The following is a 15,327-nucleotide window of genomic DNA, read 5'->3' on the forward strand; positions in this document are numbered from 1 at the left end:
GCTTTCTGCAGAATTAGAGCATACATTTCTACAATCAGAAAGAATAGTTTGCCTGTTATAGAGGGTATTCTTGCGGCGCTCAAAGGAGCGCCGCTAACTATACCCTGAATAGTTACAAAAATTAAAGAAAAAAAATTAAAGAAAAAGAACGGAATAGATAAGTGAAAAGTTGAAGAGACAGATCGATCCTCTTATATGGAAGACAGGAAAAAGAAAAAGATATTGAGCCCTTTTCACAACGGGATAGATAAAACAGTCCCGGTATTCCCGAACTCAAGCGTCCTTCCGTCTCCATCGACTATTTTCTTTTTTCCATCCACATAGATGAATCTCACTGAGAGATTTCCATCTTTGCCGTATTTTGTCCAGATTGTGGTATTCCTATCTTCGGACCACATGTATTCAAATCCGGAAATATTTCCTTCGCTGCCGGTTTCTACAGAGGCTTTGCAGAGAGTTTTGTTTTCGAATTTTTCGGTTCCGGTAATTGTCAAGTTCAGGCTTTTTCCGGTAGTCGGGTCTTTTACTTGAAGCTGAGAACCTGCAGCGCACCAGCTACCCTCACCTGTCTCCGGAAGACTGACATTTATTTCGGTCATATTATTTGAGACCGAGAGATTCGTTCCCTCTCTATCGGTGCAGCCAAAGCTGAGAAATGCCGCTATAATGAGCAGAATAACCAGAACTCGTTTTTTCAACAAAATTTACCACCTTAATTCTCAGGATTTTAATTCTAAATTTTCAGGATTTCAATTTTATCAATTTTAATAACTTAACCCTGATAATATAGCTAAGAGCTGACTAATAGATTAGGGTTGATCCTGAAAATTATTCCATCATACACTCTGGAATTCGATTTTTTTGCAGGAGAAATAAGTCTTATAAGTCTTATGTGAGTTTTAAACGGGTCTTTATACTATTTACTAATAGTTATATCCGTTATTACATAAAGTCTCTCATTTAAATTTCAAGGTTTATTTTTTATAATATATTGAAGAAATATATCGGCCTGACAATCTTTCTTATATAAAATTCTTAATATCCTGCGCATAAAAAAATTTGTATCAGACTGGGGGCTTTTAATATAGACATTCATGATACAAAATAAAGAAAATGAGTTCGCCTGAAAGAAGCAACTTCTCTCTACAGTCCCTATCCCATAATCAGGATGAATTTCGAGATTAATACTCAGGATGAATTTCAATATCAATACTCAGGTCAGGATGAGTTTTTAATATCAATAATCATATTTTTAAATTAGAGAGTAAAGAGTGGCATATGTTTTAAAATAAGAAAAAACCATGATATATATTATAAAATAAGAAAAAAGGTGTGCCTTAAAAAGGATGTGCTTTTATCATATCATAAAAGGGAGTGGATAGAACGGAGGGAAGTCTTTTCAAGAGAATTCTGGTCGCAACCGACGGCTCGGAAAATGCAATAAGAGCGGCTTCTTATGGAATAAACATAGCAAAGGCAACAGGTGCTGAAGTGCATGCCCTTTATGTGATCTCTACCCAGCACGCAGTAACTACACGAACGGTTATGGGCTGGAGCGAGGCATTTGAAGAATATCTTGCGAATAAAGGGGGAGCTGCAATTGGCGATGTGAAAAAGCTGGGAGAAGAAGCCGGGGTTAAAGTTGAGCCCGCGTTCCTGAAAGGCATTCCGGCTGATAAAATCCTTGAATATGCCGAAGAAAGCAATATTGACCTTATAGTAATGGGCACACACGGCCTGACAGGCATCAAAAAATTCCTGATCGGCAGTGTGGCAGAAAAGGTCGTCAGGCACTCCAGGGTTCCAGTAATGGTTATTCGATGAATGCAGGCCCTGAAGGCCTGCTAACCTTACTTCCAGTGCCGGGAAATCGTTCTTAAACTGAAGCTTTAATCCTGAAAGATTCCCGAACCTTTAAACACGTCTTTTGCTTCCTCAAAGCTCAGATCCCCTGGGGGCACGATAATATCGGATTCCAGAATCTCTTCCGCTTCAATCGGCTCACCTTTTTGCTTTATCTCGGAAATCAGTCTGGCAAGTTCGTTTCGGAACTCTTCGGCTTTTCCTTCCTCAACCAGATCCACTATCCGGTTATCAATCTGGTTTAATTCGTCACAGAGAGTCTCAGGCGCCCTGTACTGGCCTTCGCCCATAATTCTGATTATCAATCTTCAGACCTCCTTTCTCTCTTCCGTACCTTCGGTTTTCTCTTTTTCAGGCCCTTTTCCGGCTTCGGCCTTAAGTCTGGCAAGTTCGGATTCTACGCTGGTTTTGGTGCTGATCTTTGCAAGTTCCCGATCGATTTCATCCCTGCCGCCTGTGAGGTCTTCGAGTGTGCCGGCTTCCATAAGCTCGTCAATTGCCTCAGCCCGCGCCTTCATCTCTTCGGTCTTATTTTCCGCCCTTTCGAGCGCAAGACCCACGTCCGCCATCTCCTCACTTATCCCTGTAACGGATTCGTTTATCTTCACCTGGGCTTCAGCTGCTGAGTACTGGGCTTTAATCGATTCTTTCCGGGTCCTGAAAATCTCGACTTTCGTTGAAAGGCGCTTTTCTGACTCTACCAGCTTCTCCTGCTGCTGGTCAAGTTCTGTAATTTCCCGGTCAATTCCTTCAACCTGCTGCTGAAGGGCAGCCTTTCTTTCGAGAGCGAGCCTTGCAAGATCCTCCCTGCCAGCGGCAACTGCATCTCTTGCCTGTCCTTCAAGCTTATCCGTGTTCTGGACCAGTTTTGCACGCTGGAGCTGGAGGCGCTTTTTTGAGGTTGCTACTTCTGCAACTCCCCTCTTCACGTTCTGGAGCATTTCCAGTTGCCTTTCATAAGAATAGTCCAGCGTTTCCCGAGGGTCTTCCATCATGTTAAGCACTTTATTCATCTTTGATTTGAACACCGTCTCCATCCTTGTGAATAATCCCATATATTTTCCCCTTTGCTTTTTTAAAAGTTTTCAAGCCGAATAGATGAGGCTTCAATGCATAGATCTGATAACCACGCCAGGCCCTTTCAGGCACTTTATCCGGTGACTCTGGCAGCTTTACAGTCTACTTGTTTTGGCTGGAATTATATTATTAGCATATCTATACTTCTACCTATAAATCTCTCTTCCCGAATCAAATAGCTCTCTTTCTGAATTAGATATCTCTGTTCCTGATTCAAACTTTTCCTGAATCAAACTTTTCCTTTCCTGAATCGAATATCTTTCTTCCTGAATCAAACTCTTCTTTTCCCGAATTAAAGTTCCATTTTCCCGGATCAAATTTTTCTCTTTCTAAGTTCGCTTTCCTGAAGAGGAGAATTATATAAGCTTATAATTATATATAATATGAAATTATTCGCTGATGTGCGAACGATTTATATAATCTAAATACAACTTATCTAAAGATATTATGGCAAGACCTGAGAGTAAAACCGAATTTTTTTATAATGAAAGGGGATTGATAACAGTAGGCAGTCCTGTTAAACTCCAGATCCTTAATTTGCTCAGGGAAGAACCCAGGTCGTTTGATGAAATCGTAAAATTTACAGCAAAAGCCAAATCAACTATTTCCGTACACCTTAATAATCTCAGGTCGTCCGAGCTTGTGGAAGAAAACTTTGACCCGAAAGATCGGCGCCGAAAGATTTATTCCCTCACCTCTAGCTACATGGGTTGCTCTCAGGAACCTTTCATCGAGCACTACAGGAATTTGCTGGAAAAAGCTCCCACAAACGGAAGTGACAGGTTCTGTTTTGCAGAAATCCTGTTCCATGCACTTTACTTTGGCTTTGAAGCATACGGGATAGACAATGCCCCGATTATAAAGACGATAGGAAGCGATCTAGGAAGATCTATTTCCCCTATTTTTGAATCCCGGACCCCTGATGAACTTCTGAAAGGGATTGCGGATTTTCTGGAATTCCATGGAAAATGTCGGGTTTCCGTACTCGCAGATCTCCCTGCTCTTCAGATTGAAGACAGTTTCAAAGCCAGATCAATGCCAGTAGTCGGAAAACCTTTTTGCACCTTTAGAGAAGGCATTATTGAGGGAATTCTTAAAGGAAAGCTGGAGAAGGAGGATTGCAAAGTTATCGAGACCGAGTGTTACGGCACAGGGCACGAGCACTGCCTTTTTAAGATAACAATATAAATTCCTTTTACAGACTCAAGGTTTTACATACAAATTATTATTAATAACTCTGGGTTCTAAACCGCGCTCCATTCTCAAAACCAACTGACTTATAAAATTTTTCCCAGGCCAGCTCTTTTTTTCGGGCGTCAGCCTATTTTTCTCCTCAGTGCGCGTTTCTCATAAGGCGATCGGTCAGCGAGCATCTCCTACTATAACTCCCATTTCGGACTTGAGGCGAGGCCCTATTGCTGCAACTATGCCAGGGCCGTCGGTTTTTTCCCGGCACACGATTGCATGTTCCAGCAGCCCCAGGCGCTCAATTTCGTAAATATCCCTTCCGTGACCTGTTCTTTTAATCGCGCTTTTGATTTCCGAACGGGTTGCTCCGTTAACCGTTACCCTGTCAGTAGCTGCTTTTTTCCAGCTCCACCAGAGGTCAAGCTGTTTTTTGGTGAACTGAGCTTTTAAATTCTTATTTGCCTCAATAACTTCAACTTCGACCGGCAAATGAGGTATAAGGCCAAATCTCGAGGCAAGCTGTTTTGGCTTCCCGCTGCCCAGAGCTTTCAGTTCCCCGGCTTCGACCCTTACAGGCACACCGATATTAACCAAGAAAGCATCCTCTCCGAACGCCTGCAAAAAACCCATGTATATCTTTCCGGATTCGGGTTTCTTCGCAGGCGTTCCATATCTCGAAGTCAGCAAATTCGCAGACACTTCTTCATCCTCGCCTTCAAGGGTGAACTCGGCCCAGTTTTCAGGGGTAATAGAGATCTCAACTTTTACTTCAAGGTCTTTCAATTCATTCTCAACCAGGGTTTTCAAAAGCTCAGCCATTCTTTCCCGGTTCTTTCCGTAAATATGCTGGAGGGTTACAACTTTTATCATACTCTTCCTACCAATTCTCTCTTCTGTTGTTTTTTCGGGAACCGGGCAGTCCCTCAGCCCCTGAGGTAAGCTTCCAGAAGTTCTTCACTTTCTTCCAGGGCTGAGATGACAGTTTCGTCAATCGGGCTTTCTGCCCTTTCAATCTGATTCTGGAGTTTCTTTATGTCCCGACTGTAAGGGCCAAGTTTCCGGGAAATCGTGTCCCTGCTGTCTCCCTGTTCCACTGCATCCCTGTGGATAGTCTCAATTTTATTCCGGAGTTTTTTTACCTTCTCAAGCATTTCGGCACTCAGAGGGTCCAGCTCTTCTGCCTGTTCAGGTTCTTTCTCTTCTTCCTCGTCTGCAGTTTCTTCCCTTTCAGTACCTGTATCTGGGGATTCCCCTCTCTGTTCTTCCGCCGGTTCTTCGGCGATTATATCCCTGAACTCTTTGAGAGCCGATTCGACCTCTTTTCCATACTCCGTAAGCTCGACAAATTTTATCCGCCCCTCGAATGTGAATCTTATAAGTCCGCACTGTTCCATTTTCGCGAGGATTCTTGTAGTATGGGCAAAGGTGGAATCTATCTCTTTAGAAATAACAGATGCATAGGTCTTCCCCATCGAGCCTATAAATAGCAGTGCGCGAGTGGGTTTTTCCTGCAAAAATAACTTTTCTGCATTTTCATCGGACATAATATCACACCGGGATTTTTTCTAGCGGATTACTTCTGGGTCTAAACCAGAGCGTTTTAAGTATTCTTCTATGGTTTATATATAATACCGTGATAGTTTCTATCCTGCATTTTTACATCTGCACTTTTACCTCTTCATCTTTACCTGGGGAACTCACCCTGAAAGCGCCCTGATTATTTCCTTTATTTCTGTTATAGGCGCATCGGTTCGGAAGGAGGTGCCGCTGAAGTGGGCCCTTGACGCTTCAAATCCATGAGCCCTGAGGGCTTCCATCAGGATTTCTATTCCGGTCGCAGAAGCTCCGAGTTCTTTACAGATCACATGCTGGTCATAGAACATCGGGATATCGAGTTCGTCCCTGCAGAAAGTAATTAACTTTTTTGCTTTATCTTTTGTGTTTAGAGGATGCACTTCAAGTTCGGAGATAACTTCGTTACAGAAGGCCTGTTCCCTGAACGGCCCAAGCCACAAAGGGCCTGCAATTTGTGTGAAAGACCCGCAAACAGGGCATTCCTTTTCGATATGTACTACAAGCCCATATACCGGCCCCCGAAATCCGCATGTCGGACAGTGAATGCTGAAGCCCATCAACTTCAGGGTTCGGTCAGTCTGTTTTGTTCCGGGAAGAACTTCGAGGTAAGTGCGAACATAGTGGCGTGTCACATGGGAAAGCAGGGGCAACATTCCTTTTTCATGTTTTGCAAGCTCTCTTGCGCAGGCTCCCAGGAGAACTCGAAGGCCCATTTCACTGTGATATTCCGTGTTAAGGGGTACAGCCGCATATTTTCTTATCCCGGCTTTCAGGTGGGCTCCGCATAAAGGGGCCGTATCCGTTGCCGTAACCGACAGCATACTCCGAGCCGAGGCCGACGCAGCGTCCAGGAAGGGTGAAGGGGTGCCAAAAGGATCAATGTCCACGATATGGAATTTTTGCTCGTGAAGCAGCACATTTGCATTTTTGCGGGTAGCCAGGGTTTTTTCCTCAAGCCCGTTAATTTTGATATTTTCCCTTATTATTTCAAATGCGTCGGGACTCCAATCATTCATCGTCGCATGGATCCCCACTTCACCTGCAATCCGAAGCCCCCTTATTCCTGAAGCTGAGAAAGCGTCCACATAACGAACTTCTTCCCTGAGAATTTCTTTTCTCGAAAGAAGCCTTTCCACAAATGCAGCCGTAGCTGCTACATTAATATCGCGGTTAAGCTCCATCTCCGGATTGTAAAAAACCGGAGCTGCCGAGGGAGGGAAGGTTGCGTCCGGAGGCGGGACCGGGACTGAAACCTTTGTTGTGCCTTCGACTATAGTTTGATATGTCATTTGAAACTGCTATACTTTGGGATCTTATTTTACAGTGATGGTTGTCTGCATTTTCGGATATCCTTTCACACTGAAACTATAGCTTCCGGGCTCTTCGAATGTATATTCCAGGGTATTCCCATAGGCAAGCCTTTGATCCTCGAAAAGGTACTCCCTGCTGGTCAGGACAAGCACACTGGATTCCTGGTAATTCCTCCATACAACCGTATCTCCGGTATTGATCTCCAATCTTGGAGGAATCATAAGATAATCCTTAAGCCTTACAGGATGGGATGTCTGCGCGGTTCCGGCGGGCTGTGCAGCCCCGGATAATCCCCCTTCTTCGGTCCCTGCTTCTGTTTGCCCTGGTTCAGGCTCTTCCCGGATTCCCGAAATTGCCGTCTCTTCCGGTGTCCCCAATTCTCCCTGCATTTCTGTTTTTATCGGTATTTCAAACTCTTCCTGTGCTATCGTTTCTTCCTGTATCCCCATTTCTTCAGGTGTCCACCCTTCTCCCTCTATATCTGTCTCTTCCGATATCCAGATATCTCCTTCTGTTCCTGTCTCTTCCGGTGTACTCAATTCTCCCTGTATTTCTTCCGGTGTCATCATTTGTCTCGGTCTTTGCGAGCCTCCTGAACTGCCGCCTGCCCCTTCATCTTCTTCCTCTTCCTCGTTTTCCGAACTCAGGCAACCCGAAATTATTACTGACAGGACTATCAGGAGTAAAATTATTTTTCTTGTTACCAATCCCCTCCTCCTTCTTATTAGTCTCCTTATTATTACTCTCCTTTTTGTTCTCCCAGTTTAATATAAGCCTTTTATAAATAATAATGCTTTCTTATAACAGTCCTTTAAGCCGGAGTTATTTTTGAAGCACGGACATGAATTTTGAGTGATAGGTGCTGATCCGGATAATATAATACGGAATTAAAATTAGTGTTACTTTGTATACTGGTTAGAAAAGAAATTAGAGCCTTAAAGCCTCAGTTACAACATGAAGCCTCAATACCTGGAAAATATTTCATTTTTTAGAGAAGATACCGGGCCTGAAAATTCACCTGCATACCTATCCTGAGTTACTCCGGAAAGGAGGGCCTGTTAAGAAATCCTGCAGTTTGCCTGTAACGGTAAAATTTCCGTAGACAGGGATTGTAGGACGCAGCCCATGAATATCCAGGGAGATGCGAAATAAAGCTTATGCGTGTCCCGGGAAGCTCCTGTTTAAAAAAGTAAAAAATTGATTTGCCGGGAGATTTTCTCGGCCTTTCCTGTAAATCCATGTTCCATAATTATTTAGACTTTCTTCGGAACAATGAAACTATTCGAACCCTTTATCAGGCCAGCTTTTCCTGAGCTTTCTACTCTTTAGTTTTAATGAACTACCCTTCAGGGCTCAGTTACACTAACACTGACATTCATTCTGGGCTGCCCGACAATACTGAAGTGATAGTCTCCGGTCTCGTTGAAGGTATAAGCAAAAGCGCGCCTGTACACAAGGTTTGTGTTCTCAAAAAGATTTTCTTCACTCACAAGGGTAAAGGCCCTTTTCGGATTGTCCTCCAGATTTAACCAGGCAACTGTTTCTCCCTTTTTTATTTCAAGACTTGAGGGACTTGCTCTATTATTTTCCAGTCTTACAGGATAGGGAGTCTGTTTTATGCCAGGAGTTGAAACCCCGACTGTTCCCTCTGTTACGTTTTCTTCCGAAGTTACGTTTTCTTCCGGTGTTTCAGTTTCTACAGCAGTTACATTTTCCTCTGGCGTTTCGGTCTCTACGGCAGTTACATCTTCTTCCGGTGTTTCTACATCAGTCAAATTTTCTACAGGGGTTGCAGTTTCTTCAGGAGTTGCATTTTCCTCTGGCGAGGGCTGTTCGTCCCCTGCGCACCCTGAGAGTAAAACGGCGCCGAATATGAGAAGCAGTACAATTATTTTTGTTTTCATTTTATTCCCCACATCTTACGATTGTGAAATTTCGGAAATAATACCTCAACTCGAAATTTCACGCAATTTCAAGCTAGTATTTGATTCGAAACTTAACCGTTCAGGTTTAATCAACCTTTATTGCCTTATACGGCTCAGTACTTTGTAGTATTGCAGTCTTTCTTTAAGGGCATTTCGAATCCAATTTTTCTTTTTCAAGATGACCCGTACATATAAATATACTTTTCACTCTTTTTGAATTATTCTTATTATTTTGAATAAGTACCCCTTTTAAAAGCTCCTGAAGCTCGCTTCCATATCCCCGGCAATTCAAGCCTGACTTATTAACAATTTTAATATCATACTCGCATATAATGGTATTCGCGGCTAAGCAGTAATTACGAGACCGTAAGCATCGGTTGTGAGATCATAAGTGCCAGTTTGAGCTCATAAGTAATAATTACGAGATCATAAGATCGCTTTTACCTGAAAACCCCTTAAAACAAAAATCCGTATCAGATCCCGCTCAAATAACGTTCCACAAAAGTAAAGCAAGAGTCCCGATAACCGCAATTATCCCGAAAGTATTTTTTGCAAGAGAGAAAAGGCTGGAAGAACCGGAGATTTTCGAAAGCAAGATTTTGTTAACCGTGCTGATCAGGCTTGCAAGCACTGCAGTGTTCGCTGCAGTCGCATAGGAGATATTTCCACTTACGGCAAGTAAGGTTACCGAGACTATTACTCCCGAACTGCTAACAAGAGCCCCGAAAGCAGTAACATAAATTCCGGCAGTTCCTGCAATTTTATAGGCAAAGCTTCCTATTATGAGGATGACGGTAAAAGCAATGCCGAATTTAAATGCCTGTCCAAGTGAAAAAGGGGACTCGATTTTAAGTTCTCCCCCACCTATAGGGCAGAATTTTTTATCATACCTGAGAGCCATTGCTATGGAAACAAGAATGATTATGGCCTGGGGAGGAAGCATAAACAGGGTTGTCTGGCCAGTAGGGTCAACGATCAGGGCTAATACGAGATTCCGGATGAGCATGGAAATATTGCAGAGCAGGATTCCGGTAAGCACGGGATCGGCCATTTCCTTTGCCCGTTTTGAGAGACCTGCAAGTGCGGCTGTTGTGGCTTCACTGTTTACAAAGCCGCCCACAAAACCTGAATAACATATTCCGCGCTTTGTGCCGAACTTTCTCAGGAGCACATAGCTTAAAAAGCTGATAAGTGAAACAAGAATTACAATAAGGATTGCAGACCTGAAGTTTATAACCCCGAAAAATTCTTTGTCCGGCGTCACCGGATAAAGTATAAAAGCTACGGCCAGGAACTGTATGGCATTGTAAAGTTCCTCTCTTGTAAGGTTCCCTGCAAACTGGTGAAGAGGCTTTTTCTGGATCAGAAGGAAAGCCACAACTATTGAAGAGATAATAGCAAACAGGCCGTAGTCGTAACCCACAAGGATACCCATTACGAAAATGAAAAAGAGGCTGATAGGGCTGGTAACCCCGATCCGTTGGAAGAGAAATATCTTGGCATAAGTAATTATGGAACAGATTGCTCCGAAAAAGAGCGCGGCTACATAGACAAAACCCGGCCCTGTTGCCTCGCTTACGAAAGCAGTCAACATGCCTGTCATGCAGGTTATGCTGTAAGTTCTTACACCGGCAAAGATTTCGTGCTCAATGCCTCTATGCTCCCTTTCTATGCCTACCATTATGCCTATCAGGAAGGATGTGGCCAGTTTTGTCATGAAATCCAGAAAAACCGGATCGAAACCGAACTCTTCAATGGTACCCGTAGCTCAACCTCTATGATTTTTCGGTCTTTAAAATCCAGAGTTAAGTTCTAAGAAATTCCTATTTAAAATTCTTATTTAAAATCTCTATAAAATCCCTATTTAAATCTCTATTTAACTTATTTAAGCATTCTATCTGTCAAGATAATCAGGCGGGTGAATAATTGTGAATAATAAAGTAAATAACTTCGCGTAGTAGAATGAACAATTACAGGTAATATTATCCTACTACTCATTCCCGCATATTATCCATTACTACTCATTTCCGCAAGGTGAATAGATGGAGCGAGCTAAAAAAATATAATTAGATAGTAAGGATGCCCCTGGTAATGAATTTAGCCCCTAAAAGGAGAAAAATGTTCAGAGTATATGAGAGCCTGTGTAATACTCTTTCAGGCACTCTTAAACCTGAGAAAAACTTCTTACAGGCAACTCTTAACCTGGAACTTCACAGATTGTTCCTTACAGGTATGCAGTACCTGAGAAAATTTGCTAAACCTGACTGAACCTGATTATAGATTGAGGTCTGGCTTTTATTGAGTCTGGCTGCTTATACCTCTATAAACTCAACCTCAATAGGTTTGCCTTCTGCCTCTTCAAGCTTAATAAGGGCGCAGGAGCCTTTGGAGGCTTCGCCCGGGTTTAACACTACCGTCTTTCCCACCTGCTCCAGGCCTTTTGCCTCATGGATATGCCCGCAGACGATCAGGTCAACTCTGTCAACGAATTTCTGGATAGCCTTACTGCCCACGTGCCCGAAAGGAAGTTCATCCCTTGCACCGTGGGGAGGGGCATGAGTCAGAAGCACTATGGTTCCGCACTCGCCTGCATTTTCGGCAGAGCAGACCATTCCTTCAAGAGCTTTTTCAATTTCCTCTTCAGAAAGCTCAAAGGGCGTATTGAAAGGGGTTGGATTTGAGCCGCCCAGCCCTATAAACCTGATATTTCCTATCTGTTCGGCTTTTCCGTGAAGGTTTACTGCCTTTGAGGCGTCAAGAGCTTTCAAGATGCTTTTCTGGTCGCAATTTCCGGGAATTGCAAGCACAGGCCTGTCAAAAAGTTCCATCAATTCTTCGACTTTTTCATCGGGCCCGAAATGAGTAATATCCCCGACAACGACTGCAAGGTCGAAATCCCCGGCCTTCTCCATCATTTCCTTTATCTTCGAATAATCCCCGTGGGGGTCAGAAATAGCTAGTATCTTCATCCTTATCCGGTCCTGTTATTCATAATTATCAGTAAGAGTACTATTATTGATGTTTATTTGCAGAGTCTTATAATTTGTAATTATTCAAAAGATCCTTTCGTATCGCTTTTTTGATAAACCTTTTTAAAAGGTTTTTGATAAATCTTTTCGCAAAAAAGTTTTTTATATCGAATTTTTTGATAACCTTTTTCTAAAGAGATTTTTTGATAAACCTTTCTTCTAAAAAGGTTTCTAAAAAGATTTCTAAAAAGGTTTCTAAAAAGGTTTTTTATATCCCTTACGTAAATATAGTGCCCATGCGCGATATCGTTATTATAGGGCATAAGGCAAAGACAAGCGGTGATATTTCTTTAAACGATCTTCCAGGTTCTGCGGGAAGAATGGATATCCTTTGCCGCTGCGTGAGTTCTGCCCTTTTTCTCTCTTTCGGAATGCGCAGGGATGTAAATGTACACCTGCTTCTGCTGGGGGAACCTGATCCCGGAAAAATCCTCAGGTTTGAAGGGCTCCACCTGAGATACCTCAACCCGGACGAGCGAAGCAGCGGTTCGCTTATCCAGAAAGCCCTTCAAAAGGATGTAACTGAACAGGATCTCCGTTCCACTCCGGGCGTCTGGATTCGCAGGGGAAATCTCGGATCCCTGCTCTCGAGCTTTGAGGGCCGCACCCTGCTCTACCTGAGAGAGGACGGAGAGGACATCAGGGAGCTTGCAGATGAAATTCGGGACCCGGTCTTTATTCTGGGAGACCATGTAGGAGTTATCGAAGAAGAGGAAGAGCAGCTCCTTAAGGCAGGGGCGAAAATTATCTCGGTAGGCCCTCTTTCCCTTCATTCCAACCACTGCATAACCCTTGTGCACAATGAACTGGACAGGGCTGAAGCGGAAAGAGGAGAATTACCCGGAGAAGCTGGCCGCCTGGTAGAGGATTAAGCTGCACTCAGGGCCAAATTGCAACAGGAACGGTTGAATTCAGGACTGAGTTGTAGTCAGCAGTGAGTTACAACCAAGATTGGGCTGCAATTCCCGGGTTTGTTTCAACACAAAAAGTTATATCCCATTTCCCTGTATCTGAATAGAAACTTATCCGGATGTGATTATCCCGGAGATTTGCATTTTCCGATTTGCATTTCCGGGTACTGGCAGTAACGTATCGTCTTTAAGGCAATCGCTCTTATGCATATTTATCCCTCGTTTCCTGATTATTTACTCAGGTCTATTTCCCGAACAAAGAGCTTAAAGAAAGTGAAAGAAAATGGATGTACTTGAAATTTCAAAGAAGATTCTGCACGAAGGCCCTGTATGTGATAACTGCCTGGGCCGCCAGTTTGCAAAATTGTCCACCGGCCTGAGCAACAGAGAACGCGGGCAGGCCCTCAAACTAGCCCTCGTCCTGGAAGGGGACCGAATTTACAAAGCTGAAAACAATGACTCTCTTCTTAAGGAGCTTATCCCCTGCAGTGCGTTTGCAAGGAAGACGCTTGGAATCAGCGGTGAAGACGAACAGTGCTGGGTTTGCCTTGACCAGTTCAAAAAACTGGATGAATGGGCCAATGAAGCCGCAAAAGCCCTCGAAGGTCTCGAGTATTCGACCTTTCTCGTGGGCACGAAGGTTAGCGGGCTTCTTAGTGAAAACGAAGAGATGCTCTGGGCTGAGGTAGGTACTGCGTACGCCGAGCAGCTTAAGACCGAGCTTAACAGGGAAGTGGGCAAGCGGATAGCCGAAAAAGTTCAGAAAGATGTGGACTTTGAAAGCCCTGACATTACAATTACCCTTGACCTCGCAAAAAACAAGCTTGAACTTCAGGTCCGCTCGGTATATATCCTGGGGCGCTACCGCAAACTGGTCAGGGGAATTCCCCAGACCCGCTGGCCGTGCAGGAAATGCAAGGGCAAAGGATGTGAAAACTGCAATTTTACAGGGAAACAGTACCAGGAATCCGTAGACGAGCTTATAAAGGGGCCTGTAGTCGAGGCTTTCCAGGCAATAGATACGGCTTTTCACGGTTCGGGCAGGGAAGATATCGACGCCCTGATGCTCGGAAGCGGGAGGCCTTTTATAGTGGAAGCAAAATCCCCTAAAAAGCGCAACACAGATCTTGAAGCCCTCATGAGGAGCATTAATGAAAAAGCTGCCGGAAAAGTTGAGGTAAATGAGCTTGCTTTCGCTGGAAAAGATATGATTGAGATCCTGAAAAGCTCAAAGGCGGATAAAACTTATAAGCTTAAAGTTACATTTAAAGAGCCTGTTTCAGAGGAAAAGCTTAAATCCAGCCTTGAGGCTTTGAGTGGCGTAGAGATCTCTCAGCAGACTCCGAGGCGTGTGGTTCACAGGCGGGCTGACCTTGTCAGGAAAAGGCACGTGCACAGTATCAGGCTTGATGAACTGACAGACGAGGGTTACGCTTACATAACAGTAAACTGCGAAGGCGGACTGTATGTAAAAGAGCTCATTTCCGGAGATGAGGGTAGGACAAACCCGAATCTGAGCGGGCTTTTAGGTATTCCTGCGCTTGTGGAAGATCTTGATGTAGTCAACGTCGATATTTAAATTCAATCTGAATCAGGTTTATTTAATACGCAGGGTCAGGAAAGCATTGCCTGACTGAACGTTTTATTTAAATAATATCCATCTTATCTAGAGAAAAACTGTAATATACTATAGAGAAATTAATCGAGCATTCTAAGGAGGAACATGCGATGACAAATTCCCACGGTGAAAAACGCTGCACAAGATACAAATTACAGAAGACAGTTCGTGAAAGAGGAATTTCCCCTGTAAGCAAGGCAATTCAGGAATTCGAAGAAGGGCAGATGGTCCATATCGACATTGACCCGAGCATTCAGAAAGGTATGCCCAATCCGAAGTTCCAGGGCTCTACCGGAAAGGTAATCGGACAACGCGGCCGTTCATACATTCTTCGGGTCCGCAATGGAAATGCGATGAAGGAAGTTATTTCCCTCCCTCAGCACCTCAAACCGCAGAAATATTAATTCCCATTCCAGGCAGTTAGGTTGTAAAACCTAACCCCTTTTATCCTGAGTTTACAGTATGCAGGCCTCTACCGTAGCTTGGGCTTCTGCCAGGGATTTTCGGGAACTTGCAAGAGTAATGGCCTGTAATTAAGTGTAAAACCCAATGTCCCCTGGAAAACCTGCTGAAGACAAGAGGGGAATTTTGAAGAAACTGCTTTTAAAAATCTGGTATCTTAGCCCGATATGGGAATATCTATAATTATATATCGTTTGTCAGACATATACCTGAGCCAGATCAGGATAAAATTATTCGGAACAATTTCAGATTATTATTAAATACGATCGAATTTCGTGCGTAACGGTAATCTGGATAAGGCATGATCAGTGCAAAGGATGCACAATCCTGAGCTTTATTCAGGTTTCGGGATACTGACAGGCAGAAAT

At 43.6% G+C, this 15,327-nt stretch carries 16 protein-coding genes; 6 read left to right on the forward strand and 10 right to left on the reverse strand.

Annotated elements, in window-relative coordinates:
* Positions 1–233 precede the first annotated feature (233 nt).
* Positions 234–698, reverse strand: coding sequence for a hypothetical protein (locus ACPK8D_RS05130; RefSeq protein ID WP_424716774.1), 465 nt, complete (start codon positions 696–698; stop codon positions 234–236).
* A gap of 676 nt (positions 699–1,374) precedes the next feature.
* Here ACPK8D_RS05130 and ACPK8D_RS05135 point away from each other — a divergent pair.
* Entirely contained in the window at positions 1,375–1,824 is a 450-nt protein-coding gene (locus ACPK8D_RS05135) for a universal stress protein (RefSeq protein ID WP_424716775.1), read from the forward strand.
* A 65-nt stretch (positions 1,825–1,889) separates the two neighbouring features.
* Here ACPK8D_RS05135 and pspAA read toward each other — a convergent pair whose 3' ends face one another.
* On the reverse strand, positions 1,890–2,168 hold the full coding sequence (gene pspAA, locus ACPK8D_RS05140; protein WP_424716776.1) for a PspA-associated protein PspAA: 279 nt from the start codon (positions 2,166–2,168) through the stop codon (positions 1,890–1,892).
* 3 nt (positions 2,169–2,171) lie between these two features.
* Positions 2,172–2,918 carry a PspA/IM30 family protein gene (locus ACPK8D_RS05145; RefSeq protein ID WP_424716777.1) on the reverse strand — a complete coding sequence of 249 codons (747 nt, stop codon included), beginning with the start codon at positions 2,916–2,918 and terminating at the stop codon, positions 2,172–2,174.
* A 469-nt stretch (positions 2,919–3,387) separates the two neighbouring features.
* Between ACPK8D_RS05145 and ACPK8D_RS05150 the strand changes: the two genes are divergently transcribed.
* Complete coding sequence (locus ACPK8D_RS05150) at positions 3,388–4,128, forward strand: V4R domain-containing protein (protein ID WP_424716778.1); 741 nt, start codon at positions 3,388–3,390, stop codon at positions 4,126–4,128.
* 174 nt (positions 4,129–4,302) lie between these two features.
* Here ACPK8D_RS05150 and ACPK8D_RS05155 read toward each other — a convergent pair whose 3' ends face one another.
* The 6 genes from ACPK8D_RS05155 to ACPK8D_RS05180 all read right to left on the reverse strand — a co-directional run bounded on the left by ACPK8D_RS05155 (position 4,303) and on the right by ACPK8D_RS05180 (position 10,656).
* Positions 4,303–4,998, reverse strand: coding sequence for a DUF2110 family protein (locus ACPK8D_RS05155; RefSeq protein WP_424716779.1), 696 nt, complete (start codon positions 4,996–4,998; stop codon positions 4,303–4,305).
* Between the two features lie 53 nt (positions 4,999–5,051).
* Positions 5,052–5,672, reverse strand: a complete 621-nt coding sequence (locus ACPK8D_RS05160) for a MarR family transcriptional regulator (RefSeq protein ID WP_424716780.1) — start codon at positions 5,670–5,672, stop codon at positions 5,052–5,054.
* A gap of 153 nt (positions 5,673–5,825) precedes the next feature.
* Positions 5,826–6,992, reverse strand: coding sequence for a tRNA (guanine(10)-N(2))-dimethyltransferase (locus ACPK8D_RS05165; RefSeq protein WP_424716781.1), 1,167 nt, complete (start codon positions 6,990–6,992; stop codon positions 5,826–5,828).
* 24 nt (positions 6,993–7,016) lie between these two features.
* Entirely contained in the window at positions 7,017–7,721 is a 705-nt protein-coding gene (locus tag ACPK8D_RS05170) for a cell surface lipoprotein (protein WP_424716782.1), read from the reverse strand.
* A 639-nt stretch (positions 7,722–8,360) separates the two neighbouring features.
* On the reverse strand, positions 8,361–8,918 hold the full coding sequence (locus ACPK8D_RS05175; RefSeq protein WP_424716783.1) for a hypothetical protein: 558 nt from the start codon (positions 8,916–8,918) through the stop codon (positions 8,361–8,363).
* 505 nt (positions 8,919–9,423) lie between these two features.
* Positions 9,424–10,656 (reverse strand): MgtC/SapB family protein, encoded by a 1,233-nt coding sequence (locus tag ACPK8D_RS05180; RefSeq protein ID WP_424716784.1) that lies wholly within the window; start codon positions 10,654–10,656, stop codon positions 9,424–9,426.
* Between the two features lie 374 nt (positions 10,657–11,030).
* Here ACPK8D_RS05180 and ACPK8D_RS05185 point away from each other — a divergent pair, with 374 nt between their 5' ends.
* Positions 11,031–11,207 carry a hypothetical protein gene (locus ACPK8D_RS05185; protein WP_424716785.1) on the forward strand — a complete coding sequence of 59 codons (177 nt, stop codon included), beginning with the start codon at positions 11,031–11,033 and terminating at the stop codon, positions 11,205–11,207.
* A 44-nt stretch (positions 11,208–11,251) separates the two neighbouring features.
* On the opposite strand, the gene ACPK8D_RS05190 is transcribed toward ACPK8D_RS05185, so the two are convergent.
* The gene (locus ACPK8D_RS05190) at positions 11,252–11,908 is read right to left on the reverse strand and encodes a metallophosphoesterase (RefSeq protein ID WP_424716786.1); all 657 of its coding nucleotides are present in this window, start codon (positions 11,906–11,908) and stop codon (positions 11,252–11,254) included.
* A gap of 296 nt (positions 11,909–12,204) precedes the next feature.
* Between ACPK8D_RS05190 and trmY the strand changes: the two genes are divergently transcribed.
* From trmY to ACPK8D_RS05205, 3 genes are all read left to right on the forward strand, one after another.
* Positions 12,205–12,840: a tRNA (pseudouridine(54)-N(1))-methyltransferase TrmY gene (trmY, locus tag ACPK8D_RS05195; RefSeq protein ID WP_424716787.1), complete on the forward strand. Its 636-nt coding sequence runs from the start codon at positions 12,205–12,207 to the stop codon at positions 12,838–12,840.
* 322 nt (positions 12,841–13,162) lie between these two features.
* Entirely contained in the window at positions 13,163–14,458 is a 1,296-nt protein-coding gene (locus ACPK8D_RS05200) for a tRNA pseudouridine(54/55) synthase Pus10 (protein ID WP_424716788.1), read from the forward strand.
* A gap of 149 nt (positions 14,459–14,607) precedes the next feature.
* Entirely contained in the window at positions 14,608–14,901 is a 294-nt protein-coding gene (locus tag ACPK8D_RS05205) for a 50S ribosomal protein L21e (RefSeq protein ID WP_424716789.1), read from the forward strand.
* Positions 14,902–15,327: the final 426 nt, after the last annotated feature.

Origin of the sequence: Methanosarcina sp., from assembly GCF_049706645.1 — an archaeon.
Taxonomy (GTDB): Archaea; Halobacteriota; Methanosarcinia; order Methanosarcinales; family Methanosarcinaceae; genus Methanosarcina.